The organism is Nocardiopsis sp. NPDC057823 (assembly GCF_042797335.1).
Taxonomy (GTDB): Bacteria; Actinomycetota; Actinomycetes; order Streptosporangiales; family Streptosporangiaceae; genus Nocardiopsis; species Nocardiopsis changdeensis.
In genome coordinates, this window is record NZ_JBHVLR010000019.1 from 125871 (window position 1) to 151650 (window position 25780).

The 25780-nt window shown below is 73.5% G+C and carries 23 protein-coding genes; 10 read left to right on the forward strand and 13 right to left on the reverse strand.

All coding sequences use genetic code 11. The annotated features are described in order from the left end of the window. Positions 1-56: 56 nt before the first annotated feature. Complete coding sequence (locus ACFVNO_RS25505; protein WP_378896200.1) at positions 57-782, reverse strand: GntR family transcriptional regulator; 726 nt, start codon at positions 780-782, stop codon at positions 57-59. Positions 783-964: 182 nt separating this feature from the next. Here ACFVNO_RS25505 and ACFVNO_RS25510 point away from each other — a divergent pair, with 182 nt between their 5' ends. Further along, a complete protein-coding gene (locus ACFVNO_RS25510; protein ID WP_378896202.1) occupies positions 965-1909 on the forward strand; it encodes a TAXI family TRAP transporter solute-binding subunit in 945 nt (314 codons plus the stop codon). A gap of 72 nt (positions 1910-1981) precedes the next feature. Here the strand turns inward: ACFVNO_RS25510 and ACFVNO_RS25515 are convergent, their stop codons facing one another. The 3 genes from ACFVNO_RS25515 to ACFVNO_RS25525 all read right to left on the reverse strand — a co-directional run bounded on the left by ACFVNO_RS25515 (position 1982) and on the right by ACFVNO_RS25525 (position 4500). Further along, positions 1982-3397 carry an ATP-binding protein gene (locus tag ACFVNO_RS25515; RefSeq protein WP_378896204.1) on the reverse strand — a complete coding sequence of 472 codons (1416 nt, stop codon included), beginning with the start codon at positions 3395-3397 and terminating at the stop codon, positions 1982-1984. Position 3398: 1 nt separating this feature from the next. Then, positions 3399-4076: a response regulator transcription factor gene (locus ACFVNO_RS25520; RefSeq protein ID WP_220563755.1), complete on the reverse strand. Its 678-nt coding sequence runs from the start codon at positions 4074-4076 to the stop codon at positions 3399-3401. Between the two features lie 94 nt (positions 4077-4170). Then, a complete protein-coding gene (locus ACFVNO_RS25525; RefSeq protein WP_378896206.1) occupies positions 4171-4500 on the reverse strand; it encodes a CU044_2847 family protein in 330 nt (109 codons plus the stop codon). A gap of 87 nt (positions 4501-4587) precedes the next feature. On the opposite strand from ACFVNO_RS25525, the gene ACFVNO_RS25530 reads away from it, so the two are divergent. Continuing rightward, positions 4588-4923, forward strand: coding sequence for a DUF397 domain-containing protein (locus ACFVNO_RS25530; protein WP_355267076.1), 336 nt, complete (start codon positions 4588-4590; stop codon positions 4921-4923). A 44-nt stretch (positions 4924-4967) separates the two neighbouring features. Here the strand turns inward: ACFVNO_RS25530 and fxsT are convergent, their stop codons facing one another. The 6 genes from fxsT to ACFVNO_RS25560 all read right to left on the reverse strand — a co-directional run bounded on the left by fxsT (position 4968) and on the right by ACFVNO_RS25560 (position 14474). Continuing rightward, positions 4968-9398 carry an FxSxx-COOH system tetratricopeptide repeat protein gene (gene fxsT / locus ACFVNO_RS25535; protein ID WP_378896208.1) on the reverse strand — a complete coding sequence of 1477 codons (4431 nt, stop codon included), beginning with the start codon at positions 9396-9398 and terminating at the stop codon, positions 4968-4970. Between the two features lie 77 nt (positions 9399-9475). Further along, positions 9476-10600 (reverse strand): AAA family ATPase, encoded by a 1125-nt coding sequence (locus ACFVNO_RS25540; RefSeq protein WP_355267070.1) that lies wholly within the window; start codon positions 10598-10600, stop codon positions 9476-9478. After that, positions 10597-12114 (reverse strand): hypothetical protein, encoded by a 1518-nt coding sequence (locus ACFVNO_RS25545; RefSeq protein ID WP_378896211.1) that lies wholly within the window; start codon positions 12112-12114, stop codon positions 10597-10599. The genes ACFVNO_RS25540 and ACFVNO_RS25545 overlap by 4 nt, the downstream gene beginning before the upstream one ends. Then, a complete protein-coding gene (locus tag ACFVNO_RS25550) occupies positions 12111-13046 on the reverse strand; it encodes a trypsin-like serine peptidase (RefSeq protein WP_378896213.1) in 936 nt (311 codons plus the stop codon). Before ACFVNO_RS25550 ends, ACFVNO_RS25545 begins: the two co-directional genes overlap by 4 nt. A 287-nt stretch (positions 13047-13333) precedes the next feature. Beyond that, complete coding sequence (locus tag ACFVNO_RS25555; RefSeq protein WP_355267061.1) at positions 13334-13789, reverse strand: DoxX family protein; 456 nt, start codon at positions 13787-13789, stop codon at positions 13334-13336. Between the two features lie 178 nt (positions 13790-13967). Next, positions 13968-14474 carry a MarR family winged helix-turn-helix transcriptional regulator gene (locus ACFVNO_RS25560; protein ID WP_220563757.1) on the reverse strand — a complete coding sequence of 169 codons (507 nt, stop codon included), beginning with the start codon at positions 14472-14474 and terminating at the stop codon, positions 13968-13970. Between the two features lie 73 nt (positions 14475-14547). Between ACFVNO_RS25560 and ACFVNO_RS25565 the strand changes: the two genes are divergently transcribed. The 3 genes from ACFVNO_RS25565 to ACFVNO_RS25575 all read left to right on the forward strand — a co-directional run bounded on the left by ACFVNO_RS25565 (position 14548) and on the right by ACFVNO_RS25575 (position 16824). After that, positions 14548-15327, forward strand: a complete 780-nt coding sequence (locus tag ACFVNO_RS25565; RefSeq protein ID WP_355267055.1) for a class III extradiol ring-cleavage dioxygenase — start codon at positions 14548-14550, stop codon at positions 15325-15327. Positions 15328-15388: 61 nt separating this feature from the next. Beyond that, complete coding sequence (locus tag ACFVNO_RS25570) at positions 15389-15952, forward strand: NADAR family protein (protein ID WP_355267053.1); 564 nt, start codon at positions 15389-15391, stop codon at positions 15950-15952. A gap of 122 nt (positions 15953-16074) precedes the next feature. Further along, positions 16075-16824, forward strand: coding sequence for an SDR family NAD(P)-dependent oxidoreductase (locus tag ACFVNO_RS25575; protein ID WP_378896216.1), 750 nt, complete (start codon positions 16075-16077; stop codon positions 16822-16824). A gap of 51 nt (positions 16825-16875) precedes the next feature. Here the strand turns inward: ACFVNO_RS25575 and ACFVNO_RS25580 are convergent, their stop codons facing one another. Continuing rightward, entirely contained in the window at positions 16876-17661 is a 786-nt protein-coding gene (locus ACFVNO_RS25580) for an SDR family oxidoreductase (RefSeq protein ID WP_355267047.1), read from the reverse strand. 91 nt (positions 17662-17752) lie between these two features. Further along, positions 17753-19897, reverse strand: a complete 2145-nt coding sequence (locus ACFVNO_RS25585; RefSeq protein WP_378896218.1) for a substrate-binding domain-containing protein — start codon at positions 19895-19897, stop codon at positions 17753-17755. 410 nt (positions 19898-20307) lie between these two features. Here ACFVNO_RS25585 and ACFVNO_RS25590 point away from each other — a divergent pair, with 410 nt between their 5' ends. Continuing rightward, a complete protein-coding gene (locus ACFVNO_RS25590; RefSeq protein ID WP_220563761.1) occupies positions 20308-20550 on the forward strand; it encodes a hypothetical protein in 243 nt (80 codons plus the stop codon). 39 nt (positions 20551-20589) lie between these two features. Here the strand turns inward: ACFVNO_RS25590 and ACFVNO_RS25595 are convergent, their stop codons facing one another. Then, on the reverse strand, positions 20590-21351 hold the full coding sequence (locus ACFVNO_RS25595) for an SDR family NAD(P)-dependent oxidoreductase (RefSeq protein WP_355267041.1): 762 nt from the start codon (positions 21349-21351) through the stop codon (positions 20590-20592). 120 nt (positions 21352-21471) lie between these two features. Here ACFVNO_RS25595 and ACFVNO_RS25600 point away from each other — a divergent pair, with 120 nt between their 5' ends. The 4 genes from ACFVNO_RS25600 to ACFVNO_RS25615 all read left to right on the forward strand — a co-directional run bounded on the left by ACFVNO_RS25600 (position 21472) and on the right by ACFVNO_RS25615 (position 25615). Continuing rightward, positions 21472-22407, forward strand: a complete 936-nt coding sequence (locus ACFVNO_RS25600) for a helix-turn-helix transcriptional regulator (protein ID WP_355267038.1) — start codon at positions 21472-21474, stop codon at positions 22405-22407. 69 nt (positions 22408-22476) lie between these two features. Then, on the forward strand, positions 22477-23589 hold the full coding sequence (locus tag ACFVNO_RS25605) for a hypothetical protein (RefSeq protein WP_378896221.1): 1113 nt from the start codon (positions 22477-22479) through the stop codon (positions 23587-23589). A 338-nt stretch (positions 23590-23927) separates the two neighbouring features. Then, on the forward strand, positions 23928-24755 hold the full coding sequence (locus tag ACFVNO_RS25610) for a hypothetical protein (protein ID WP_378896223.1): 828 nt from the start codon (positions 23928-23930) through the stop codon (positions 24753-24755). A 212-nt stretch (positions 24756-24967) separates the two neighbouring features. Next, positions 24968-25615 carry a helix-turn-helix domain-containing protein gene (locus ACFVNO_RS25615; protein ID WP_355267029.1) on the forward strand — a complete coding sequence of 216 codons (648 nt, stop codon included), beginning with the start codon at positions 24968-24970 and terminating at the stop codon, positions 25613-25615. The last annotated feature ends 165 nt before the right edge of the window (positions 25616-25780 follow it).

The following is a 25780-nucleotide window of genomic DNA, read 5'->3' on the forward strand; positions in this document are numbered from 1 at the left end:
GTCCGGGTTCGGTGGGCCGGTCGGCGGCGCCGGGCGGGCGCCCTGTACGGGCGGGGTCAGAACGCGCCGGAGTGCAGGGCCATCTGCGTGAGGGCGCGCCGGGCGCGCTCCAGGACGACCTCCATGGAGCCCCCCACGTGCTCGTGGAGGGCGCGGTAGGCGGCGTCCGGTTCGCCGTCGAGGAGGTGGCCGACGATGGCGAGGTGCTCGGTGATGGTGGAGGCGATCCGGTCCTCGGTGAGGAAGTCGTACATGCGCACCCGGCGGATGCGCCGGTTGACCGAGACCAGGGAGTCGGTGAGGGCCCGGTTGCCGCAGGCCCGGGAGAGGTCGGTGTGGAAGTCCTCGTCCAGCAGCACGAAGGAGGCGTCCGGGGCGGGCGGGTCGGCCCCGATGGCCTCCCAGCGTGCGCGCTGGGCGCGGAGGATCGCGGGGTCGTGCCGCAGGGCGGGGTCCTCGATGGCGCGGGCGATGCCGCGCAGTTCGAGGGTGACCCGCAGCTCGTAGAGGTCGCGCAGTTCGGCGAGGTCGGGGACGGTGATGTGGAAGCCGTTCTCACGCCGCTCGACCAGGCCGTCGGAGTACAGCCGGGCCAGGGCCTCGCGGACCGGCGTGCGCGACACCCCGAAGCGCTCGGCCAGGCGCACCTCGCCCAGCCGGGTGTGCGGGGCGATGCGGCCGCTGAGGACCTCTTCCCGCAGCAGGGCGTAGACCCGGTCCCGGCGGGAGCCGGCCGGGTCGGCGGCGGGCCCGGCCGGGCGTGTATACAGCGGTGTGTCCATGGCCCCAGACGCTAGGAACGGCGTGTTTCGGCGGTCCTGTCCGTCGGTGAAGCCTGTGTTTCCCGGTGCCCGGCCGTGTTTCGCCGTGTTTCGGCGCCCGCCGGAGCGGACCGGGAGCGGCCCCGCCCCTGGAGCCCGGGCCGCCGGGGCGGGTCCCGTGCCGCGCCGCCTACCCTGCTGTCATGGGACCGGATCGCAGGAGTGTGCTGCTGGGGGTGCTCGGCGCGGCCGTGGGCGCCGTGCTCGCCGGGTGCGCGCGCGAGTCCGGTGTGCGCGTGCCCGAACTCGTCATCGCCACCGGCCCGCCCGGCGCCGTGTTCCGGGAGATCGGCGCCGAGATCGCCGTCCTGATGCGGGAGCGGCTGCCCGGCACCGAGGTGGTCACGGTGGACACCAACGCCTCGCACGACAACCTGTACCTGCTGGAGGACGGCAACGCGCACCTGGGGCTGTCGAGCCTGGACTCCACGCTCGACCACGAGTCGGAGATCTCCGAGGGCGGGAGGCTCAGCGCGGTCGGCCGCCTCTACGACAGCTTCGTCCACCTGGTGGTGCCCGAGGAGTCGGCGATCCGCGGCCTGGACGACCTGGCGGGGCTGCGGGTGTCGGTGGGCTCCAAGGACTCCGGCACGGAGTTCACCGCCCAGCGGATCCTGCGCGAGACCGGGCTGTCCGCCGAGACCGTGCTGATGGACCAGGCCGCCTCCGCCGAGGCCCTGGCCTCCGGGGGGATCGACGCCATGTTCTCCCTGACCGGGCTGCCCACCCCCGCCATCGCCGGCCTGGCCCGGGAGCGGGACGTCCGCTTCATCGATCTGAGCGGCACGGCGGGGGTCATGGCCGACGCCTACCCCGAGTCGTACTTCCAGGCGACCATCCCCGCGACCACCTACCACGGGGTGCCCGCCTGCCCCACGATGTCCACGCCCAACCTGCTGCTGTGCCGCTCCGACCTGCCGGACGACCTGGTGTTCGAGGTGACCGACACCGTGTACCGGGGAGCGGCCCGGCTGGCCGCCCAGCGGCCCGAGGCCGCCCAGATCAACGTGCGCACCGGCATCTCCACGGGCCTGGTCCCGCTGCACCCCGGCGCCGAGCGGTGGTACCGGGAGAACAAGCCCTCCTGAGCCGCCTCCTCCGGGCCTCCGGAAACCCGCCGGACGCCTCGCGAACCCTCCGGCGGCACCGGAGGGCGGGCCCTAGTCGGCGTCCCGGCGGTCGGGGGCGGGGTCGGCCGCGGGGAGCTCCAGGGTGACCCCGAAACCGCGCCGGCCGGTGCCGGACAGCCCCGTGCCCAGGACCAGACGCCCGCCCGCCTCCCCCATCAGGTCGGCGACGATGGCCAGGCCGAGCCCGGTGCCCTCGGTGTTCTGGTGGCGCGGGGAGCGCCAGAACCGGTCCAGGGCCAGGGCGTACTCCGCCTCCGGCAGCCCCTCCCCGTCGTCGAGGACCCGCAGGCGCACCGGGTCGCCCGGATCGGCCCGCACCACCACCCGGGTACCGCCCGACAGCCTCAGGGCGTTGCTGACCAGCTCGTCCAGGATGCTGCCCAGCCCGCCCGCCGGGGCCAGCACCCACAGGCCCGCCGGGACGTCCGTCTCGACGGCGATCCCCCGGCCCTCCCCCAGCGCCCGCCACCGCTCCTCGCGGCTGCGCAGCACCTCGGCGGCCTCCACCGGCTCCGTGCCGGTGAGGCTCTCCAGCCGGGTGGCGGCCAGCAGCGAGTTCAGCATCCGGTGCATCACCGTGGTCTCGTCGATCGCCACCGCGTGCGCCTCCCGCGCCTCCTCCGACTCCAGGTACGGCGCGAGGTTCTCCACCGCCAGCCGCAGGCTCGCCAACGGGTTGCGCAGCTGGTGCGAGGCCTCCGAGACGAACGCGCGCTGGCGGTCCAGCGCCCGGCTCACCACACCCACCATCGTGTTGAAGGAGTCGGTGAGCCTGCGCAGCTCCGGCGGCCCGCCCGCGGCGTCCACGTGCACCTCCAGGTCACCGGAGGAGACCGCGGTGGTGGCCGCGTCGAGCCGGTTGATGGGCCGCAGCACCCACCGGGACAGCGGCACCACCGCCGACACCAGCAGGGTCAGCGGCAGCACGCTGAACAGCGCGAGCAGCGCCCACGAACCGAGGATCTCCGCCCCCAGCCGGTCGGTGGGCGACACGACCACGACCGCGCCCGCCACCTCGCTGTCGCGGCCGATCGGCTCGGCCACCACCAGCGGATCCCCGCTCCACGGCCAGACCGTGGCCGGCGGCGCGGGCCGCTCCCCCGCCATCGCCGCGGTGACGATGGGCCGGGCCTCCGCGGCGTCCAGCAGCTCGCGCATCCGGGCGCGGTCGCCCGACCCGGTGACCACCGCCCCGTCGGGGGCGACCACGACGGCGGGGATCCCGTACAGCTCCTCGTAGCGCTCCATCTCCCGGGCCAGCGGGTCCACCCGCCCGGTGTCGAGCGCGGTGCGGGCCAGCGCGGTGAACCTCCCGGCGTCGCCGAGCCGGTCCACGTACATCTCCTGGGTGAGCTGCCCCGCCACGACCGTGCCCAACGGGACGAGGACCGCGGCGACCAGCACGAACGCGGTCGGCACCAGGATGAGGAGCAGGCGCCGCAGCACGTCAGGCCTCGTCGAGCAGGTAGCCGACCCCGCGGACGGTGCGTATCCGCACCGCGTGGCCCACCTTGGCGCGCAACGAGGCGATGTGGGTGTCGAGGGTGCGCGAGGACGTCTCCCAGGCGGTGCCCCACACCTGGTCGAGGATCTGGTCGCGGGCCACCACCGAGGGCGACCGGGAGGCCAGCAGCAGGAGCAGGTCGAACTCCTTGCGGGCGAGCCGCACCGGTTCGCCGCCGACGGCGGCCGTGCGCGAGGCGGCGTCCAGGGTGAGGGACCCGACGGTGACCGGCGGCTCCTCGGGCTCCACCTCGGAACGGGCGCTGCGGGTGCGCCGCAGCACCGCGTCGATGCGGGCCAGCAGCTCGGCCACCCCGAAGGGCTTGACGACGTAGTCGTCGGCCCCGGCCCGCAGCCCGCGCACCCGGTCGCGTTCCTCGGCCCGGGCCGTGACGGCGATGATCGCCGTCTGCGGACGCTCGCGCAGCCGCCGCAGCAGGTCGATCCCGTCGGCGTCGGGCAGCCCCAGGTCGAGCAGGACCACGTCGGCGGGCGGCGCCGCCAGCGCCCGCTCCGCGGTGGCGACCCGCTGGACCTCGAAGGAGGCCGACCGCAGTGCCGTCACCAGCCCGCGGGCGACCCGGTCGTCGTCCTCCACCACGAGAATGCGCATGTCCAGCATGTTAAGCAGCGGCCGGAGCGGCCGCGCCGCGGTGACGGCGGCGCGGCGGCAGCGGGAGGCGGCGCGGCGGTAGCGCTCTCGCCCCGCAGCGGGGTCAGTCCGGCACGGGACCGGTGGATTTCGGCTTCCACTCCATTTCCACCTGGAGATTTCCCTCCACCGAGGTCTTGGCGATCACGGCCCCGGCCTGGGCGTTGAGTTTGACGCCGAAGCTCACCTTGATCGTTTCCGGGTTCAGGGTTTCACCCAGTTCTCGAAGGGCGACCTCAACGGCTTTCCGCACCGATCCGAGCTTGGCGGAGAAATCGTCGGCGGCGTCTTCGATGATGTCGCTCGATCCCACCTGCGAACTGGCGTCACCATCATCGACTTCCACCACCACGGAGTCGGTTTCGTCCACCTGAAACCGTACGAGCCTGGCCATATAGATCCTTTCGTCCAAATTCCGCAACGGACTACATGATCACTACCCCAGCGGGCATGTACAGGGCTGACCCGAAAGCATCACAATATGGGCATACCGCACGCGGGCCACGCCGTCAGGGCCGCGAGGAGAACAGGAGCGACCTCTGATGAGATCGGGAAGAAAGTGGGCGATGATGCCCGGTGTGAAGCAGGTGAAAAGCTCTCTGCGAGGCGATCGGTGAAGGGTCTGGCACGGAACCCCGGCGCATGGGTGAAGTCCTCGCACTCGGAGGGTGGCAACAGCAATTGCGTCGAAGTCAGGTTCGCGCCGGGTCACCCTGTCCAGGTACGGGATTCCCAGCACCCTGAGAGTACGCGGGTCTCCCTCCCCCTGGAGGCATGGCCGCCGCTGGTCGTTGCAGCGCGAACGGAAACCCCCTGACCTTCCGGTGGCCTCCTGCTCGGGGAGGCCACCGGAAGCACGCCTCACAGCATGTTGATGAAGATGTCGGAGTCACCGCGGACGAGGTTGCCGATGCTCAGGGTCGCCGGGTGGTCCGGCCCCATGACCTCCCGGTAGGCCTGCTCCACCTCGTCGATCTCCGTACGGTCGGCGCCCCGACCGGCCTGCCGCCCCACCACCAGGTTGCGCCAGGCCAGGATGCTCAGCGGGTGCCGCTCACCCAGCACCTCCCGGCACGCGCTCAGGGTCTCCTCATCGCTCGCCAGCGCACCCTCGACATCTCCGGCCCGGAACCGGTCGTTGGCCAGGTTGATGGCACAGGACAGGGTGGTGGGGTGATGTACGCCGAGCTTGTCGCGGAACAGCAGCATCGACCGCTCGTCCAGCTCACGCGCCTCCACCAGGCGGTCCAGGCGGCGCAGGATGATGGCCCGGTTCACGTCGGCGGAGGCCACGTTGGTGTGCTCGGCGCCCAGGAGCTTGGCGTACCGCTCCCCCGCGCTCTCCGCCAGTTCCAGAGCCTCGGTGTAGCGTTCCGTCGAGTACAGGGACAGCGAGTGCACCAGCGCGGCGCTCAGGGTGTTGTTGTTCTCCTCGCCCAGCTGCGATCGGCAGAGCCGTAGCACCTGCTCGGAGATCTCGGCGGCCTCCTTGAGCCGCCCGACGCGCCGGACCATCACGGCCAGGGTCGCCCGCAGCGACAAAACCGCCTTGTGCCGTTCCCCCAACAGGACGGCGGACCGTTCGACCAGGTGCTGCTGGACCTCCCTGGCTTTGCGGTACTCACCTGTCTCCATGAGCACACCGGCATAGCCGTCGATGCTGGCTCGGGTCATCCCGTGCTCTGCGCCGAGCACCTGCTCCTTACGGGCCCAGACATCGGCGTACAGCTCCAGGGAGTCGGCGAGCCGACCGACCAGCTGAAGGTCGAAGGCCTGGAAGTGCGCCGCGTTCAGCGTGTCCGGATCGTCGTCCCCGAACAGCCGGATCCGCCGTTCCCAGCTCTCCTTGGTAAGCGCCAGGGACTGGCGGAAGTCGCCGGAGATACGGAGGTTACGGATGTGGTCGGCCTCGATCACCATGTACTCGGGGGACTCCTCCCCGAGCACCGACCCGATGCGCCGCATGGTGTCCGCGCACATGTCGCCGGCCCGGCCGAGATCTCCCTTGCCGCGCAGGGACCGGGCGATGTAGATCTCGATCCGCAGTGTGTCCCGGGCGTCCGGCCCCAGCCGCTCGGTCCACTCCGCGTGTGCCGTCTCCCCCCACCGCAGCGCCTCGTCGTACTCACCGCGCCGCTCGAAGTGGTCGGCCAGGCGCACGACCAGGTCGCGCACCCAGGCGTCCTCGCAGTCCCAGGCCCTCGAAGCCCAGGCGTGCGAGGCCAGGAAGGCGTACTGCCGCGCACTCTCCGGGGAGTCGCTGCGCGGGTCGTTGCCGGCGAGCAGCTGGTGCGCGCAGTGGCGCATCTTCTCCTGCTCCTCGGGCGACATGGTCGCCCGTACCGCGCCCTGCACCAACCGGTGCAGGGAGATCGTGTCCTGCTGGTAGTCGATCTGGGCCAGGCTGTACCGGCCGATGTCGCGGATCGCGATGCCGAGCTGCGCCGGGTCGCCCAGGGCCCGGAGCAGCTCCGGGGGCGCGTCGATGCTGCGCCCGAACTTGAACAGGTCCCGCGGGACGGGGACGGTGTCCAGGAAGGAGCAGAGCTGGAGCAGCTGGCCCGCGGCCCTGTTGCCGCGCATCAGCCGGTCCAGGGAGACGTTCCACGCGGCCGCCACCGGGATCGGGTAGTCCGGGTCGACGGGTTCGAGGAGCCGGAGCATGTCCTGCTTCTTCTCGGCCAGCCGGTCCAGGTACTCGTGGATGTCCATCCGGACCTCGTTGAGCCAGACCGCGGCCTGGTTCAACGCCAACGGGAGGTCTCCGAGCTCCTCCGCCAGCCGCTCCGCGTCGGTGTCGGTCAGCTCCCGCGGTCCGCGCCGCTTGAGCAGTTGCACGCTCTCGTCCCGGCTGAACACCGTCACCGGCAGGAAGCCCTCCGCGGCCCCCCGCGACCAGCTCTGGTTCCTGGACGTGATGATCACGTGCCCACTCCCGGCCACCGGGAGGTACTCGTTGAGAGATTCACGGGTCTCCGCGTTGTCGAACACCAAAAGCCAGCGCCTGAACGGCTGGCCCTGGCGCAGCGCCTCCAGCACTCCGCGGACCACGTGGCCGGTCGCGGCCCCCTCGTACCCCAGCCCCAGCTGTTCGGCCAGTTCGGAAAAGGTCTGGCGGATCTGGTTGTCGTGCGACGACGGGATCCAGCAGATCAGATCGTATTCGCCAGCATAGCGATGCAGGTACTCCTTGGCGAGTTCCGTTTTCCCGACACCCGACATTCCATTGAGCGCCGTGATGGCCTGCTGACTGTTGCTGAGGATTTTATCCCGAAGAATTCCTATAAGCCCGGTACGCCCCACGAACATCGGGTTGCGATGCGGCACCCGGACCCACGCCGCGCTTTCGGGGCGCCCCTGGCCCATCACCGACCTGAGGCCCCCGGCCTGCTGGTTCTCAGTTCTCTGATCGAACCGGGTCATCAATCCATCCTCAAGGGTCTCCGGCCGCCTCCGGTCGGGGGGCCGATGCTCAACGGCGCCGCCACCGGAAGGAGCGGAGCCGACAAAGAATTCTTCACCAACATTCCCACGAGCGGATCCGGGATTCCCCGAGCGAGGACCACTCCCGCGGTAGAAATCCACTAATTCCGGGAATCGGACAGTGAAGAGGGCGGAGGTCAGGGCGGGTTCCACCTGCCCCCACCACAGATCCGAGTCGCGACCGCGCTCCGGCCGGCGGCCCCGCCCCCGCAGGGCCCTGTCGAGGGTCGCGAAGAGCGGGTCCTCCGCCTTGAGTTCCCGGGCCGCCATCAGTACGAGGGAACGGATCTTGGAGACCCGCCCGAGAGCCAGCAGCTCCTGGCGGACCCCCTCACGGAAGTCCCACGCGGGCCGTTTCCCCCCGTGCTCCGGTCCGGGTGGCCCGGGTGGTCCCTGCCCGCTCCGGAACGCCCGCACCAGCCCGCCGAAGAAGATCTCCGCCAGCTCCGCACGCCCCGGACCGCCCAGGACCCGCCGGGCCACCCGGTCCACGACCCGGGGGTGCGCCGGTACGGCGGCCAACGCGACCGCCAGTCGGAGCGTGGTGTCCGATGCCTCCTGGGCGAACTGCTTCACCATCCCCGCGGCGTCCCGCGGCCGGACGCGGTCGGGAGCCGCCGGCGGGCGGGACGGCAGGACGGCCGGGTCGACGGGCAGGACCGGAACGGCCAGGCGTCCCGCACCGCGTCCCATCACGAACATCGCCCAGTCGTGGACGGCCTCGGCATGCAGCGACAGCACGGGGATCACCGATCCCAGGTCGCGGTCGTCCGTCGCGAGTTCGGGGGCGTCGGGGGCCGCGAAGGCGCGCGGGCCACGGCCGTCCGCGGTCGGCCCGGCGGTCAGGATCGCGGGGACGGTACGGGTCCCCGTGCGGTGCCACTGGTGGGGGTGCAGCATGTGGACGATGGCGAGTCGTGCCGGGGCCACGGTCTCGGCCAGCCAGGAGCGCAGGGCGCCGCCGTGCCAGCGGGCCCCGATACCGTCCGTGACGACCAGGCCGATGTGCGTCTCCCCTCGGCGGCGGAGCGGACCGGCGGGCGCCCCCGTGGGATCGCGGAGCACGGGAGGGGAGGCGTCCGTGCCTCCGGAGTCGAAGTAGTAGTCGCGCACCTCTCGGAACGCCCCGCTGGCGCGCAGCACGGAGAGCAGGGAGGCCGCCACGTCCTGGTGCAGGGACATCGAGGCGCCGGCGTCGATGGCGACCGTGGCCACGGTCGTACGCGCGGCGGGCGGGTGGAGAACGGGCGGAACAGCAGGTACGCGGCCGCCCCGGGAGGCCAGCACGGCCCGCGCGTAGCGCCGCGCGGTCTCCTCCGTGTCCATTTCGAGGCCCGGTCCGCACCGCCGGGTGCGGTGGAAGGGTCGCAGCGCGGTGGTCAAGGCCTGGCTCGCGAGGAAGGCGGAGGCGGGCAGGGACGTCTCGCCCGCGGGGAAGACCCCCACCGGCTCGGGGTCGGGGTCACCGAAGCCGTCGGGAGCCGCCTCGACCGTGACGGGGGAGGCCCCGGGGGACGGGTTCCGCGGTGCGGGCTCCTCCTCCGGTCCGTCCGGCGGCCGTGTGTCCTCGTCCCGGGGGCCGGAGCCGGAAGTCCTCGGCGCGGGCCCCGGATCCGACCCACGTTCGGGGTCCGCCGGTCGGGGATCGCCGTCGTCCACCCGCTCACGCGGTGGTGGATCGGCGTCCTGTTTGGCCTCGGCCGCGTCGGTGCCGGCGCCGTCCTCGGGCTCCGGTGGGCCCGTGCCGTGCCCGGCCCGGGCCCACAGGGCCGCGAGGTAGAGGGCGTCGGCCAGTTCGACGCCGGTCAATCCGTACGTCCGCACACCGGCGGCCGGCTCCGCGGAGGTTCCCTTGTCCGAAGCCGCACCATCGGGGGGCGGCCCGCTCATCCCGGGGATTCCGTGAGCCGGTGCCAGAGGATGTCGGTCAGGTGTCGCAGCTGGTCCGGTTCCAGGGACTCGCTGCCGGGGGCCGCTGTGGAGACCAGGCGGATGGCGTTGAGGAGCTGGTCGATCGCCAGGCCTCCGTCGGCGCCGCGGCGGGTGAACTCGTCGACGAGCTGGGTGACGACATGCGGGGGGCCGCCGTGGAAGCGGAAGTGGTGGGCCACCATCCTCATGAGCCGTTCCTGCGAGGGCAGCCCGATCCGCAGGGGGATGGTCCTGCGCAGGAAGGCGGGGGACAGCTCCTTCTCCGAGTTGCAGGTGATCACCACGACGGGGAAGGCCGAGCACAGCACCCGTCCCCGGACGACGGGGGCCCGTGCGCCGGGGTCGTCGGTGCCGACGGGGACGGCCTCCCCGGCCATGACCTCGGACAGGCGCTCCAGCTCGGGCACGGTGTAGCCACCGGTCTCGAACAGGTTGAGCAGGTCTCCGGACAGGTCGAAGTCACCGAGGTCGAAGTCGTCGATCAGCAGGACGCGGGGGCGCCGGTAGGGGAGGAAGGCGGTGCCCAGGGGGCCGAGCCTGAGGTAGCGGCCGATCCGGCGTGCGCTGTCCCGCAGGATCTCCTCCTCGGTGGCCTGGTGCCCCGTCCCCCCTCGGGCGCTGTTCTCCAGGTTGAGGTCGTGGATCTGGCTGATCGGGTCGTAGCTGTACAGCCCCGAGCGCACGGTGCTGGCACTGTTGATGTTCCAGGCCAGAACCCGCCCCAGCCCGAGTTCCCGGGCGATCTGGTAGGCCAGGGTGGTCTTGCCGACGCCCGGCGGTCCGGAGACGAGGAGGGGCCGGCGCAGCAGCAGTGCGGCGTTGACCTTGTCGAGGAGGTCCTCCCGCTCCGGGTCGGCACCGGCCCCCCACTCCGGGGCCGTGGGCACCGCGCCCAGGACGCGGTCCCCCTCGTCCCCCTCCGGGGGGTCGGGGAGCGGCGGTCCGCCACCGTACTCGCGCCAGGGAGGGGGGTCGGGGAAGCGGGCCTCGGGGTCCGGGAGACCGGTCCCGTGGAAGATCCACCAGCCCGGCGGGGGCTCCCGGACCTGCGCGCCTTCGTGCGGTCCGAGTGTGTTCATGATGCGATGCCACCGCTCTCATCGGGGCGCCAGGGGGAATCGGGGAAGAGCGGGATGAACGGTTCCAGGGGGTGGGGGAGGTCGTCGTGGTAGACGAGGCCGACGTTGTAGCAGTCGGGGATCGGCTTCTCCCCCGGCTCGGGAGGGCGTCCGCGCCGTTGCCGGTGCAGGCGGTGCGGCAGGGCGCCGATCACGTCGAGCGTCACCGTCGTTCCCTCTCCCCTCACGAGCACGCTGCGGAAATCGCCGACGTCCCGGTCCCCTCTCCGCCACGCGATGACGGGCACACCGGAAAGGACCGCACTGGACATGGTACGAAACCACCTCTCCCGTTCATAGTGTCCCGCTGAAAAGAACACGTGATCGTCGCCGGACAGGTACTCAGGAACATTTACCCCGTGGGGAAGATGGTCACTCTCCACGTCGAAAATCAATGATGCTCCTGTTCTGAGAAGTTCATGCCACTTCCTTCTCGCTTGAACCCTTGCGGATAAATAATCCTCACTGTCCCCGGCACAGAACTCCTCCACCCGGTAGACGACCTCGGCCCTCGCCCCCAACCGCACCGGTTCGCCCCCCGGCTCGACCCGGGACTCCCACTGCGGGGCGTCCAGCTCCGCGAGCATGCGCAACGGAACGACCAGTTCGATCCGGACCCGGTCGTGGTTCCCGCGTTCCGAGCGGTTGTCGAGGTGGACGAACAGTCCGTGCACCACGGCGCCGAACTCCTCGGCCCCGACCGGACGCGGATGGATGTGGCGCGGGCCGATCTCGGGTTCGGCGTCCACGCTGCGGCTGAGCACCGCCCACCACTCCAGCCGGTACCGGCCTCCGCGGTCGTGTGCGATCCGGACCAGCAACCGGGCGGGAACGGGCCCCGTGGTGCGGACCCTCACCGCGTCGGCGGCGAAGCCCTCCTCCGGTTCGGGGGACGCCAGCCCGCACAGGGCCAGCCAGCGCCGCAGCAGCTCAACGGCCCTTTCCCCGAGGTCGCCCGCGCCCTTCTCCACGAATTCCGCCAGCGGGATCCGGCCGCCCCGGACCGGGAGGTCCGACAGGTCCAGGAACAGCTCCCACAGGTCGACCACCGGAACCGGCGACCCGGTTCCCGTGGCGCCGCCGTACCCCCAGGGCCGCTCGACCGGGTGCTCGCCTGTCAGCGCCTCCCTCAGCCGGTCCACCAGGAGGGCCGCCTCCTCCTCGCGCGTCCGGTCGGCCATGGTCAGCAGGAACTCCCCCTCCTCCGCCCGGATCAGCGACTCGACACGGGCACGCGCCCGGGTCCAGGAGCGTCCGTAGCCTTCCAGGAACCCGAGCGCCCGGAACAGATGGGCGACCCTCTTCTCCCGCAGGGCCGCCGCGGCCAGGCGGCTCGCGGCGATGCGCGCGTCCCCGGTGAGGTCCTCGAAACACCATTCGTCGATGTAGTAGCGCAGGACGTCCCGCTTGGCCGGATCCGTGACCACCGACAGGCCGATCAGCACTTCGGCCAGGAGGGGAACGGAACCTCTCATGCCCGGCCCAGGAGCGGCGCCGCCGCGGACCACACCTCGCGCATCCCCGCGCTCCCCTGTTCCCGGGCCTCCAGATCCTCCAGCACGTCCTCCAGGACCCCGTACTCCCGGTGGGCCGCCTCGACCACCCGGTGCGAGAAGGAGAAGGCGTCCTGGTCCAGGCGCACCCAGGAGCGCAGGCGCTCGTCGAGCCCCAGGGCGAAGGAGGCCCGGCTGTCCGGCAGGAGGACCGTGTGCAGTCGGGACACCTTCAGGGCGAGCCCGCGCAGCAGCCGGCGTTCGTCCCTCGCGTCGAGCGGCACGGCGGGCGGGGCCGCCCCGGGCTCCGGCTCCCAGATGCGCGGGATCACGTCGAGGGGGATCATCCAGCCGACCCGTCCTTCCGCCGCCTGCTCGGTGACCACCCCGAGCAGGGTGTCCTCCTCCTCATCTCGGACACCGCTGCCGCTGTACCCCCGTACGACACCCAGTGCCGCACCCGTGTCCACATCGAGTTGCGCGAACTCGGCGTACCTCCCGCCGGAGCCGCGCAGGACACCGTGCAGCCACCGACCGGCGTCCGAGGCGGGCCCTCCCACGATCCGGATCCGCCGCCCCGGCCGCCAGGGGGCTCCACGGGGTGCGGGTTCCGCTGGAGCACGCGCGTCCAGCACCAGGACCGCGATGTCCCAGGGGCTGGCGTCACCGGACCACCAGCCGCCGTCGACCACGGTGGCCGCGGAGTGCCAGGCCGGATCGGCCCGGGGCGCGTCCAGTGTCACCCGGCTCCCCGGTCCGGCCGGCCCCGGTGCCACAGCGTTGCGCACGACGTGGGCGCAGGTGAGCACGTGGCGGGGCGAGACGAGGCAGGCGGCCCCCTGGGGAACGGTTCCGTTCGCCTTCTCCGCGAGAATGCGGAACTGCCAGTCGGGGGTGGGGGGCGTGGTCGTCACTGCGCTCCGTTCGGCCGGGGGTCGCGAAAAGCGAAAGGACGCGTCGTCAGGGCATCCGATGATCCGATCCATGATCCGGAATCGAGATGTTCCTATTCATTACCCGTGGAACAACCGAATCCCACACAGAACGGCAGAACGCGCCCGACCCGCGTCCCCGGAAATGAGAAAAGTGTTCCCTGCGGTGCGCGAGTGCACTGGGGAACACCGTGGTGCGCGATCCCGAGCCGTCCGTCTCCGGCCACGGACGGCCCGGTCACCGGGAGCGCGTCCCGGTCACCCTTCGGTCAGGCGGTGACCGCCTCGGCGGCACGGGATCGCCCGCGACGGCCCCAGGGGAGGAGGCTGTCGAGGGAGTAGCGTCCGCCCGCGAAGCCCAGGGCGAGCGAGGTCGCGCCCAGGACCAGCAGGAACTCGTAGCCGCCGACGAGGGGGTCGCCCAGGTGGGCGAAGTAGTAGGCGTTCGCCATCATGAACGCCAGGGCCAGCCCCGCCAGGGGCAGGGCGAGGCCGACGATGAGCGCCAGGCCGCCGCCGACCTCGATGACCGCCCCCAGCAGGGCGGAGAAGGCCGGGAAGGGGATGCCCAGGGAGGCGAAGCCCTGTGCGGTCCCCTCCAGGTCGGCGGCCTTGGGGAGGCCGTGGGCGACGAAGACGACGCCGACGGCGACCCGTGCGATGAGGGCGGCGGCGTCTCCGACGGCGGGCGGGAGGATGGATCTCCGATGCGGTGCTCGGGTCATGGGAACTCCGTGTTCTGTGAGCGGGTCACCCGGAGGTACCGCGTCGCACCGTTGAGACCGCGGTCTTTACCGGGTGGTCGGATGGTAACCCGCAGTCGGCCGGACACATAGAGTGCAACCTGCGAAAGAACGCGGACTTTCGGATACCCCCTGCTCAAAACCCCTGACAGAACGGGGTTCAGTTCCGGGTCCGGGTGCCCCCCGGGTCGGTGTACCGGGGTTCGGCCCCCTCGGGGTCCAGGACGCCGAGCATCGCCTCGGCGATGGCCCGCAGCTGCCCGACCTGTTCCGGTTCGAGCACGTCGAACAGGACCCGGCGCACCTCGGCCACGTGGCCCGGGGCGGCGGCCTCCAGAACCCGCTCGCCCTTTTCGGTGAGCTCCACGAACGTGGTGCGCCGGTCGCCGGGGCGGCGGAAGCGGCGGATGAGGCCGTCGTCCTCCAGCTTGGCGGCGGCGTGCGACAGGCGGCTGGGCGAGGAGCGCAGCAGCCTGGCCAGCTCGGTCATGGTCAGCGACCGCTCGGGGGCCTCCGACAGCATCGCCAGCGCCTGGTAGTAGGTGTGCGGGAGACCGGAGTCCCGCCGCAGCTGGCGGTCCAGGGAGGCGTCGAGGAGATGGACGGCGGCCAGGAAGGTCCGCCAGGTCCGCTGCTGCCCGTCGTCCAGCCACACGACTTCGGCCACCCTTGCACCCCCGGAATACTTGAACTCTCAACCTTGTTCTCGTCGTCGACCGGCCCGACCCCGGAAGGACGACATGGAGACGACAGCGGCGCGCATGCCGACCCTCTACCTCAGCCACGGAGCACCGCCGCTCGCCGACGACGCCGAATGGACCCGGCAGCTCGCCGACTGGTCCGGCCGCATCGCCCGCCCCACCGCGATCCTGGTGGTCTCCGCGCACTGGGAGGACGCCCCGCTCACCCTCGGCGCGACCGCCGACGGGGTCCCCCTCACCTATGACTTCTGGGGCTTCCCGCAACGCTACTACGACGTCACGTACACGGCTCCCGGAGCGCCCGCGCTGGCGGAGAAGGTGCGCGGCCTGGTCGGCGGCCCGGTCCGCCAGGACCCCGCCCGGGGCCTGGACCACGGCGCCTACGTCCCGCTGAAGGAGATGTACCCCGGGGCCGACATCCCGGTGCTCCAGGTCTCCATGCCGTCCCTGGACCCCGTCGAGCTGCTGGGGCTGGGCGAGCGCCTGGCCCCGCTGCGCGACGAGGGCGTGCTGATCGTCGGCAGCGGGTTCACCACCCACAACCTGCGCGAGATGTCCCGCAGCGCGCACGGCACCGCCCCGGCCTGGTCGGTGGAGTTCGACGACTGGGTGAGGCGCGCGGTGGCCGACCACGACGTCGACGCCCTGCTGGACTTCGAGCACAAGGCGCCGGCGGCCGCGATCGCCCACCCGCGCAGCGACCACTTCGCGCCGCTGTTCGTCGCGCTGGGCGCCGGGCTCGCGGACCACCGCGGGTCCGCGTCGACCGTGGACGGGTTCTGGCACGGGCTGGCCAAGCGCTCCTTCCAGTTCGACTAGGACCCGCCGGACCGCCGAAAACGCGTGGCGGAGTGTCCGCGGTGTCCGGGAGACTCGTCCCATGTCGGACACCCCTGAGAACGCGCGCTCCGTGGCGGACCTGGTCAGGGTCCAGGGCCGGATCAAGTACCTGCACTTCTGGGGCCACCACCCCCACCCCTCCGGCGAGGTCTCGGCGAGCTGCCTGTCGCAGTGGTGGCCCGCCGACTTCACCGTGGACGGGGTCCTCTACCGCACCGCCGAGCACTACATGATGGCGGGCAAGGCACGGCTCTTCGGCGACGACGAGGTCCTCGGGGAGATCCTCGCCTGCGAGCACCCGCGCGAGGCCAAGGTGCTGGGCCGCAAGGTCCGCGGGTTCGACCAGGAGGCCTGGGAGGCGGCCCGGTTCGGCATCGTGGTGGACGGCGGTGTCGCCAAGTTCGGGCAGAACGCCGACCTGCGGGACTTCCTGCTCGGCACCGGGCGGCGGGTGCTGGTGGAGGCCAGCCCCCGGGACCGGATCTGGGGCATCGGGATGTCCGCCTCGCACGAGAACGCCGAGAACCCGGCGCTCTGGCGCGGGCACAACCTGCTGGGCTTCGCCCTGATGGAGACCCGCGCCCGGCTGGCCGCCGCGGCCTGACCCGCCTGGCGGCGCCGGGCCGACCGGGTCGGATCCGGCACGGCCCGGGGCCCGGATACGGCCGGAACGACGCGTCCGATTCCCGCCGGACTCGCGGGCCCGCAGCGGCCAGGATCGTTCCCATGAACGAGAACACGCACCACACCGCCGAGGCCGCGCTCGTCACCGGCGGCGGCCGGGGGATCGGGGCCGCGGTCGCCGTCCGGCTGGCCGAGGCGGGCTTCGACGTCGCCCTCACCTACGAACGCGACGAACGGGCCGCCGCCGAGGTCGTCTCCCTGATCGAGAAGCACGGGCGGCGCGGGCTGGCCCTGCGGGCCGACGCCTCCGACGCCGACGCCGTCACCGGGGCGGTCGACCGGGCGGCCGCCGAGTTCGGGAGGCTGGACGTCCTGGTCAACAACGCCGCGGTCTTCCCCGTCGGTCCCCACGACGGTCACACCGTCGAGGAGATCGACCGGGTGCTGGCGGTCAACGTCCGGGCGCCCTTCCTGGCGTCCCGAGCGGCGGCCCGCCACATGGACGGCGACGGCCGGATCGTCACCGTGGGCAGCAACGTGGCGACCCGGGTGCCCTTCGGCGGCCTCACCCTGTACACCCTGAGCAAGTCGGCGCTGACCGGCATGACCCGCGGGCTGGCCCGCGACCTGGGCCCGCGCGGCATCACGGTCGCCCAGGTCGACCCGGGCCCCACCGACACCGACACCAATCCGGCGGACGGCCCGAACGCCGACGGCATCCGCTCCCTGGTGCCGCTGGGCCGGTTCGCCCGCCCCGCGGAGATCGCCGAGACGGTCGCCCATTTGGTCGGCCCGGGCGGCCGGTTCATCACCGGCGCGGTGCTCCCCGTCGACGGCGGCATCAACGCCTGACCCGGAGGCGGGCCTCCCTCCCCGTGGCGGCGCGGGAGGCCCGCGTCGGGCTCAACGGCCCATGACGGCGCCGCCGTTGACCTGGATCACCTGGCCGGTGACGTGCCCGGCCCCGGGCGAGGCCAGCCAGGCGATCGTCTCGGCCACGTCCTCGGGCAGCCCGGCCCGGCCCGTGACGGTCTGGGAGACCAGCCGGTCGTGCCGGGCCTGTGTCATCCCCCCGCCGAAGAACCCGGTCCGGGAGATGTAGCCGGGCACCACGATGTTCACCGTGCACCCGGTCGGCCCCAGCCGGGCGGCCAGGTCGAAGGTCCAGCCGTGCAGGGCGGCCTTGGTGGCGGAGTAGGAGCCCCCGCCGCCGCGCACCGCCGCGATGGAGCCGACGTTGACGACCCGGGCGCCGCCCTCGCGCAGGTACGGCAGGAGCGCCTCGGTCGACAGGACGGCGGTGAGGACGTTGGCCGCCCAGTCGTCCGACCAGCCCCGCGCGATCCCGGCCAGGGTGTCGTCGGGGGCCGGCCGCAGTCCCCCGGCGTTGTTGACGACGACGTCCACCCCGCCCAGGCGCTCGGCCAGGGCGGGCAGGTGCTCGCCGACGGCGGCCGGGTCGGCCAGGTCGAGGGCGGCGCGGTGCGCGGCGTCGTCGCCGTAGCGGGAGCGCAGCTCACCGACGGCCTCGTCCAAGGGGCCCTCACGACGGCCGGTCAGCCCGACGCGGTAGCCGCGGGCGGCCAGGGCGCGGGCGGTGGCCAGGCCGACACCGGTGCCCCCTCCGGAGACGACCGCGGTGCGGGCGGTGCCGGGTGTGCCGGGGGCGGGCATGTCGGAAGCGGGCATGTCGGGGTCGCTTTCTCCAGGGGGCGGTCCGCTCCGCACCCTGCCCCGGGCGCCGGTGCGGCGCAAGGGGATTTCCGGTCCCGGGCCGCCGTCAGGAGGACGATCCGATGAGGGCCACCCGTTCGAGGACGCCTTCCGCGACCTCCGGGGGGAGCGGGATGTTGCCGGTCCCCTCCGCGAGGTCCGCCCCCTCCTGGCCCAGGGAGTAGGTCCAGAAGTCGCGCATGACCTCCCCCGCCCCGTCGTCGTAGCCGCACTCGTAGGCGAACACGTGGTTGACCCGCATGATGGGGTAGCCGTCCCCCGTCACACGGCCGGTCAGGGAGAAGTCGCCGCCGGTCAGGTCGATCTGCTCGGCGGCGGCCCGGGCCGCCTCCCCCTCCGGGAAGAGGACCTGCTGCTCGGGCCCGTAGAGGGACGCGACGTACAGGCCCATCTCCTGGGCGCGGGCGACGTTCGCGAAACCGATGGCCCCCGGCGTCTGGGCCACCATCTCGGCCACGCCCTCGTCCCCGGACGCGACCCGCACGGACTCGCCCCAGCCGCCGGGGGTCCACTCCGCCTCCGTCTCCAGGTAGCGCTCGAACACCTGCGCCGTGGAGGCGCCGTCGTCGTGGCGGACGGCGGTGATGGGCCCCGAGTAGCCGTCCGGCCCGGTGAACTCGCTGTCGGCCAGGTCCCCGTAGTCTGTGACCCGACCGCTGAAGATGTCGGCCAGCGCCTGCGCCGACAACGTCACCTCCTCGCCATCCTCGATGTTGTGGATGATGGCGACGGAACCGGTCAGCACGGGGAACTGCACCACGGGACAGCCTCGGGCCTCCTCGGCGGCGGCCGCCTGGTCGGCGGTGAGAGGGGCTTCGGAGGAACCGAAGTCGGTGGCTCCGTCGACGAACTCCTGCGCTCCGGCCCCGGATCCGACCGGCTGGTAGGAGATTTCCGCCCCGGGCTGCCGCTCCCCGTACTGCGCGGCCCATGCCTCCAGGGTCGGCCCCAGGAAGGTGGAGCCGCTGCCCGTGACCACCCCGCTCAGCGTGGAGGGCTCCGCGCTCGGTGCCACCGCCGCGTCGAAGTCCCCGGTCCCGCCGTCGCCCTCCACTCCCCTCAGGCCGTCGAGCAGCAGGGCGGTCACGCCGACCCCGCCGACGAGGGTCACCGCCAGGGCCCCGGCGCCCAGGGCCAGCGGCCACACCCGCCTGCGGCGGGGAGGGGGCGCCGCCCCCGCGGGCCGCAGGCCCCCCGGCGGTACGGGCCCGTGGGGCGGCGGCCCGCCCGGGACCGTTGACGGGCCGTTCCCCGGCGGCGGGGTCGGGGCTCCCGGCGAAGCCCCCGTGGGCCGTCCGCCGGGCGCGGTGTCCCCCTGGTCCCAGTGGGCGCGGATGAGCCCGGTGACGATCGTCGTGTCGTCCTGCTCCCGGGGGGCTCCCGCCACGGCGTGCACCAGCTCCGAGGCCCGGGGCCGCAGCGCCGGGTCCTTGGCCAGGGCCCGGCGCACCGGCTCCGCCAGCTCCGCCGGCAGTCCGGCCAGGTCGGGCTCCTCGTGGAGGATGCGGTACATCAGGGTCTCCGCGCCGCCCTCCCCGAACGGGGAGCGCCCGGTGGCGGTGTAGGCGGCGACCGCGCCCCAGGCGAACACGTCGGCCTCGGGGCCGCTGTCGCCGCGGTAGCGCTCGGGGCTCATCCACGCGGGCGAGCCGATGAGGCCGCCGGTCCGGGTGTGCGAGGTGAGGTCCGCGGCGCGGGCGATCCCGAAGTCCAGCACCTTGGGGCCGTCCGGCGCCAGGATGACGTTGGCGGGCTTGAGGTCGCGGTGGACGACCCCGGCCGCGTGGATGGCGGCGACCGCCTCGGCGATGCCCGCGGCCACCACCCGGGCCTGCCCGGCGGGCAGGGGGCCGCCGACGCGCACCCGCCGGGCCAGCGTGGGCCCGGGCAGGTAGGCGGTCGCGTACCAGGGGTGCTCGGCGTGGGAGTCGTGGGCCAGGACCGGTGCGACGCACAGCGCCCGCACCCGCAGCATCAGCTCGACCTCGGCGGCGAAGCGGGCCCGGAACTCGGGCTCCCCGGAGAACTCGTCGCGGACGACCTTGATCGCCGCCCACCGGCCGTCGGGGCCGGTCGCCCCGTAGACCACCCCCATGCCTCCGGCGCCGAGTCTGCCGTGCACGGTGAACGGCGGGATCGTGCGGGGGTCGGACGCCCGCAGGGGCGTGAGGTCGGGTGCCGGCTGGTGCATGGGTGTCCTCGGTTCGGCGTGGCCCGCTCGGGTCGGGTCGGGTCCGTCCCGTTGGACGCCCGGAACCCCCGAGTCGTTCAACCCGATTGGAGACAATGCGCCCTTAAGTCCGATATCGAGAAAGGGATCACCCGAAGATCATGGGGATTTCACCGCCTCCTTGTCCGATTTCCGGCCACGGGCCGGATCATGGAGGAGTAGAGTCCGAAAAGCGGACAGTACGGTGCCCCCGGCACCCTGGTCCCGTTCCCCGGAGCGCTTCGGGTCCCGGCACGCACATGCCGACGCCCGCCCGTCGTGGCGCCCGCCGACTCCGGGAGACCGATCACCGATACGGCGGATGTCGCGCCGTTTCCGGGAAGCACCGTTCTTCCTTTTCGACGAGGACGAACCACAATCGGGGAATTCCGATGGCCTATTACCGTATTCAGCTGAGCGACGGCTCCTCCCACACGGTGCAGGCGGTGCGCCTGCGCACGGACGCCCGCAGCCTCTACCTGGAGGAGCGCACCGCGGGGAACTGGCGCGAGGTGTTCGCCAACCCGCTGACCGACGTGGCGCGGGTGCAGCGCCGCTTCACCGAGAACGACGGGACCTGGACCTGGCTCAACGAGCGGCTGCCCGCTCCGATCGGCGGCGTCCGGGCCTGGTGACCCGGCGGGGCCCGGCCGCCCGGGCCCCGCGGGACACCCCTACCAGGGCAGGACCCCGTGGGCGTCCGGATCGGACGCGCCGGCCAGGTGCCCCCACAGCACACCGTTGGGGCCGTCCTCGGGCAGGGTCGCCAGGTGCAGGACCACCCGTGCCCCCTGCTCGGCGGTGCGGGTCCCCGCGTACCCGTTGAGGTCGGTGGCGCAGTACCCGGGGTTGGCGGCGTTGACCTTCGCCCCGGCACCGGCCAGCTCCTTGGCGTACAGGGCGGTCGCCATGTTCAGGGCCGCCTTGGAGGCCGGGTAGGGGAGGCCGCCGCTGATCCCGAAGAACGGGCTCTCCGGATCGGTCAGCGTGCCGATCGAGCCGATCTCGCTGGACACGTTGACCACGCGGGGCGCGGGCGAGCGGCGCAGCAGGCCCAGGAAGGCGTCGGTCACCGCCACCGGGCCCAGCAGGTTCACCTCCAGCACCTCGCGGAAGGCGGCGAGGTCGGTCGCCCCGGCCGCGCCCCAGCCCAGGGCCACGCCCGCGTTGTTGACGAGCACGTCGAGCCGCCCGTGCTCGTGCGCCACCCGCTCCGCGGCCGCCGCGACGCCGGCCGCGTCGGTGACGTCGATCTCCAGCGGGTGCGCGGTCACCCCCTCCTTCTCCAGCGCGCGCACCGCCTCGGCACCGCGCCCGGCGTCCCTGGATCCCACCAGCACGGTCATGCCCTCCAGCCCCAGTAGTCGCGCGGTCTGGAATCCGATACCCCTGTTCGCCCCGGTGACCAGGGCGATCCTCGTGTTCGTCTCGCTCATGCCGCCATCGTGCGCCCGGCCGCGGCCCGGGCATAAGGGCACCGCGCAGCGTGGTACCGGCGGTACCACTGTCATCCGGTCCGGGATCGGGCAGGCTGGACGCGAGGGGGAGGAGACATCATGGACCGCACCGGACTGGCGGCCTTCCTGCGCGCCCGCCGCGCCGGGCTGACCCCCGCCGACGCGGGGCTGCCCGACACCGGGCGGCGCCGGGTGTCGGGGCTGCGCCGGCAGGAGGTCGCCCAGCTGGCCGGCATCTCGGTGGAGTACTACGTGCGGTTGGAGCAGGCCCGGGGCCCGCACCCGTCCCGGCAGGTGCTGTCGGCCCTGTCCCGCGCCCTGATGCTGGACACCGACGAGCGCGCCTACCTGTTCCGCCTGGCCGACGCGGAGGCCCCCGCCGCCCGGACCCCGAACCGCGAGGTGTCCACCGCCGTGCGGTACCTCATCGACGGGCTGCCGACCACGCCCGCCTACGTGCTGGACGCGGGGTACGAGGTGCTGGCCTGGAACGCGATGGCCGTCCACTTCATCGGCGACATGGGGGCGCTGCCGCGGGAGCGGCGCAACATCATCGAGTGGATGTTCGCCCGGCCCGAGCCGGACCCGCACTGGGAGGACGAGAACACCGACTGCTTCGCCCGCTACTCGGTGGCGGACCTGCGCACCGCCTACGCCCGGTACCCGGGGGACCCCGGCATCACCCGGCTGGTCACCTCGCTGCTGGGGGCCTCGCCCCGGTTCCGGGAGATGTGGGAGTCACAGGTGGTGCGCCAGCGGCGCGGGTTCACCAAGCGGATGGACCATCCGGCGGTGGGGCCGCTGGAGTTCGAGTGCCAGGTGCTCCACGTGCCGGACGGGGACCAGCGAGTGATGCTGTACTGCCCCGAGCCGGGATCGGACACCGAGCGGGCGCTGCTGCGGCTGGCCGGGCAGGCCCCGCCGAGCCCCGACGGGACGCCCGTCCTCCGGCCGGGCCGGGCCCCGTGCGGCCCGGGGGACGTGGTGGAGGTCCCGGCGCCGGAGGTGGTACGCCGTTCGGCCGGGACCGTGTGACCTCGGGCGCTGTCGTGATCACGGAGAGCATGTGTAATCTGCCTTCGGGTCACGAGTGAGGGGAACGCCATGGACGGTCGCACCGGGAACGGTCGTCTGCGGCCGTCGGCCGTGCTCGGCGACCTCGCGCGCGCCGCGGTGCCGCCGCTGCTGCCCGCCGGACTGTCCGCCGCCGCGGCCTGCGCCGCCCTGTCGGCGGAGGCGGCGACGGGGACCCCGGTGTCGCCGGTCCTGCCCGTCCTCGCGCTGGTCGCCCTGGTGGCGGGCGCCCCGGTCTCGGTCGCCGCCGTGCTGCTGGTGGGCGCGGCCGCCGTGCTGGGCCGCCGCGCGGACCCGGCCGGGGTCCGTCGCCGCGCGGTGCGCGCCGCCCCGGCCGTCCTGCTGTGGGCGGTGCTCCTCGCGGCACCGGCCGCGGCCCTCCTGTTCCTGGACCTGGCGCCGTGGCACCTGGTCGCGGCGGCCGCCGTGCTGCTCCCGCTGCTGCCCGCCCTGCTGCTGGCGGTCCCGGTCTCCGTGGTGACCGGCCGGCCGCTGCACCGGGTACTGCCCGCCACCCTGACCCCGCGCGGACTGCGCGCGCTGCTCGGCGGGCTGCGCTCCGCGATCCCGGACCCCGGGCGCACGGCTGACCGGCCGTCGATCGCCGCACCCGTCCCGGTGGCGCTGCTGCTGGGAACGGTCGTGGTGTCCGGTGCCGCGTGGGGCGCCGCGGGCCCGGGCGCGCAGGCCCCGGACGGCCCGGAGACCGTGCACATCGAGGCGTCCGACGGGGTCGAGCGCCGTTTCTCGGTGGACCTGGCGGTCCCCGACGAAGGCTCCCGGGCGGACGCCCGGATCGGCGACCACCAGGTGGACGCCTTCTGGCGGAGCGGTCCGGCCGAGGGAGCGCGCACCCTGTACCTGCGGGTGTGCCCGGTGACGGAGTCCTGCGAGGACGGCGCCCCGCGGGCACTGGACGTGACCGCCACCGGGCCCGAGTCGATGCGGCTGGTCCTGCTCACCTGCGCGGAGACCGGCTGCCCGGACACCGGCTCGGGCGGCGCGCCCGAGGGCGGGCCCGGCGACGCGGACCCCGATCCCCTTCCCCCCGCCGACGCCGTCACCGGCCGGAGCACCCCCGCCCCGGCCACCGGCGCGGCCGACCCCTCCTGCACTCCCCCGGGCTGCACACCCCGCGCCTGACCCCGTTCCCCCGGCGGGAACGCCCCGGAAGCGAAGCCGACCCTTCCCGCACTCCTCCGAGCCGCACACCCCACGCCTGCCCCAGCCGCCCCACCCGCTCCCACGGCAGAAACGCCCCGGGGGCGAACCGGGAGCGGCGGTCGGCACCGCCCCGTGTCCCATGTCGGGGCGCGCCGGGAACGACGCGCAACCGCGAACGGCACCGCACGGACGGCGCCCCGCCTCCCACCGGCGAGAACGAGCCGGTGCGAGCACCCCCGGGCCTCCCCGCGGGACAACCGGGGAACGACCGTCGGCGTCATCACCCTGTTCGCCCTCCCCATCCCCCGGAGCACCCCGTGTCCCTGCCGTCTCCCCCACCTCTCCAGCCTCTCCCGTCTCCCGCGCCCCCGGAGGACCGCTCCCCCGCGCCGCCGCGCACGTTCGCCCTGGTCCGCGAGGGCCTCCAGAGGGGCGGCGGGTCCCTGGTGGCGGCCGCGGCCCTGTTCTTCCTGCCCTGGTGGCTCCTGCTGAGCGCCGTGCTCATCGGCGAGGAGCTCCACCCCCCGGACCCCGGAGCGGTGGGTCCGCTGGACGGCCTCAACCTGGTCGCGGCGCTGTGCCAGACGGCCGGGTTCCCGGTGTTCCTGGCACTGTCCGCCCTGCTCGGCTTCGGCCACCGGGTGGACCGTCCGGTCGGGTTCGGCGGAGCCCTGCTCGGTGTGCTCCGCCGCCTCCCCGCCCTGTTCATGTGGGTGCTGCTGTGCGGCGCCGTACCGGCCGTGCTGCTCCTCGCGGCCGCCGCGCCCGCCCTGCTGACCGGCTTCTCGCTGCCGGGGAGCGCGGTCTCCGCGGTCCTGGTCCTGCTCTGCCTGCCCGTCCTGGCGGCCGTGTACCTGTCGCTGCCGACCGCCGTGCTGCACGGTCTCCCCCTGGGCGTGGGGATCCGGGACGCCTGGAGGATGGCGAAGGGGCGGCGGATCCGCTCCCTCCTGGTGCTGCTGCTCTCCCTGGCGGCGCTTCCGCTGAACGCCCTGCCGACCACGCTCGCGCCGGTCCTCGCCGACGACGCGGTCCTCGGGCTCCTGGTGGACACGGCCGCCGAGATCCCGCTGGTCCTGCTCCTGCAGCCAGCGGCGGCCCTGGTGGCGGCCTCGCTCGCGGTTCCCCGCACGGCGCGGGGATGACGCGGGCCCGGGGCCGCGCGCGGCGGACGGGCGACAACGCGGGGCCGAGCCTTACGCCCCTACGGACGGCGCCCCGTGCCCGGTGTGCGGGAGGGCCGCCCGCCCGGTATTCGGCGGGCGGAAGGGGCCCGGGGGTTGTCGCTAACGTTGACGGCACGCCCCGCCCCCCGGCCGCGGCCGCCCGGCACGGGTACGAGAAGTGGAGAACAGCCATGAGCGAGACACCCCCCGAACCCGACGAGAGCAGACCCGACGGCGGGCCACCGCCGCCGCGGCGGCGGGTCAACCGGCGCGAGCAGATCCTGCGCGCGGCCGCCGACGTGTTCGCCACCCAGGGGTTCCACAACACCTCGCTGGCCGACATCGCGACGATGCTGGACATCACCCCGGCCGGGGTCCTGCACCATTTCGGTTCCAAGACGGGCCTGCTCACGGCGGTGCTGGAGCTGCGCGACGACACCGAACCGGCACCCGGGGGCAGCCCGATGCTGGACCACCTGGTGACCACCGCCAAGCGCAACTCCGAGCGTCCCGGCACCACCCAGCTGTACGCGGTGCTGTCGGCCGAGAGCGCCACCGAGGACCATCCGGCCCAGGGCTGGTTCCGGGAGCGCTACACGGTGCTGCGCCGGGACATCGAGGGCGCGATCCTGGACCGGCTGGGCCCCGAGCAGCGCGGCCCCGCGGGCGCCCCGGGCCCCGGGGGGCACTCGCCGGCCGGGGCCGCGGCGGCCGCCGTCATCGCCGTCATGGACGGCCTCCAGGTGCAGTGGCTGCTGGACCCCGAGGCGGTCGACATGGCCCTGGTGACGGAGACGGTCATCGACGCCCTCGTGGCCCGGCTGGCCCGGGGCGAGTGATCCGGCCCGGGGTGGGAGTGACCCCGGGGCGGTGACGGAGAACGGCCCGTTCCGGATGTCCGGAACGGGCCGTTCCCGCACAACGACGGGGGCGCCGGGGGCCCGGCGGGCCCCCGCGCCCCCCGGCGGGGGGGCCCGGGGGCTCCCCGGGGGCAAAGGGGGGGC

What these genes read in the sequence shown, in the direction of transcription:
- ACFVNO_RS25505 (WP_378896200.1), bottom strand. Translation starts at nt 782, where the DNA reads ATGGACACACCGCTGTATACACGCCCGGCCGGGCCCGCCGCCGACCCG.
- ACFVNO_RS25510 (WP_378896202.1), top strand. Translation starts at nt 965, where the DNA reads ATGGGACCGGATCGCAGGAGTGTGCTGCTGGGGGTGCTCGGCGCGGCC.
- ACFVNO_RS25520 (WP_220563755.1), bottom strand. Translation starts at nt 4,076, where the DNA reads ATGCTGGACATGCGCATTCTCGTGGTGGAGGACGACGACCGGGTCGCC.
- ACFVNO_RS25525 (WP_378896206.1), bottom strand. Translation starts at nt 4,500, where the DNA reads ATGGCCAGGCTCGTACGGTTTCAGGTGGACGAAACCGACTCCGTGGTG.
- ACFVNO_RS25530 (WP_355267076.1), top strand. Translation starts at nt 4,588, where the DNA reads ATGGGCATACCGCACGCGGGCCACGCCGTCAGGGCCGCGAGGAGAACA.
- ACFVNO_RS25540 (WP_355267070.1), bottom strand. Translation starts at nt 10,600, where the DNA reads ATGAACACACTCGGACCGCACGAAGGCGCGCAGGTCCGGGAGCCCCCG.
- ACFVNO_RS25545 (WP_378896211.1), bottom strand. Translation starts at nt 12,114, where the DNA reads ATGAGAGGTTCCGTTCCCCTCCTGGCCGAAGTGCTGATCGGCCTGTCG.
- ACFVNO_RS25555 (WP_355267061.1), bottom strand. Translation starts at nt 13,789, where the DNA reads ATGACCCGAGCACCGCATCGGAGATCCATCCTCCCGCCCGCCGTCGGA.
- ACFVNO_RS25565 (WP_355267055.1), top strand. Translation starts at nt 14,548, where the DNA reads ATGGAGACGACAGCGGCGCGCATGCCGACCCTCTACCTCAGCCACGGA.
- ACFVNO_RS25570 (WP_355267053.1), top strand. Translation starts at nt 15,389, where the DNA reads ATGTCGGACACCCCTGAGAACGCGCGCTCCGTGGCGGACCTGGTCAGG.
- ACFVNO_RS25575 (WP_378896216.1), top strand. Translation starts at nt 16,075, where the DNA reads ATGAACGAGAACACGCACCACACCGCCGAGGCCGCGCTCGTCACCGGC.
- ACFVNO_RS25580 (WP_355267047.1), bottom strand. Translation starts at nt 17,661, where the DNA reads ATGCCCGCTTCCGACATGCCCGCCCCCGGCACACCCGGCACCGCCCGC.
- ACFVNO_RS25585 (WP_378896218.1), bottom strand. Translation starts at nt 19,897, where the DNA reads ATGCACCAGCCGGCACCCGACCTCACGCCCCTGCGGGCGTCCGACCCC.
- ACFVNO_RS25590 (WP_220563761.1), top strand. Translation starts at nt 20,308, where the DNA reads ATGGCCTATTACCGTATTCAGCTGAGCGACGGCTCCTCCCACACGGTG.
- ACFVNO_RS25595 (WP_355267041.1), bottom strand. Translation starts at nt 21,351, where the DNA reads ATGAGCGAGACGAACACGAGGATCGCCCTGGTCACCGGGGCGAACAGG.
- ACFVNO_RS25600 (WP_355267038.1), top strand. Translation starts at nt 21,472, where the DNA reads ATGGACCGCACCGGACTGGCGGCCTTCCTGCGCGCCCGCCGCGCCGGG.
- ACFVNO_RS25605 (WP_378896221.1), top strand. Translation starts at nt 22,477, where the DNA reads ATGGACGGTCGCACCGGGAACGGTCGTCTGCGGCCGTCGGCCGTGCTC.
- ACFVNO_RS25615 (WP_355267029.1), top strand. Translation starts at nt 24,968, where the DNA reads ATGAGCGAGACACCCCCCGAACCCGACGAGAGCAGACCCGACGGCGGG.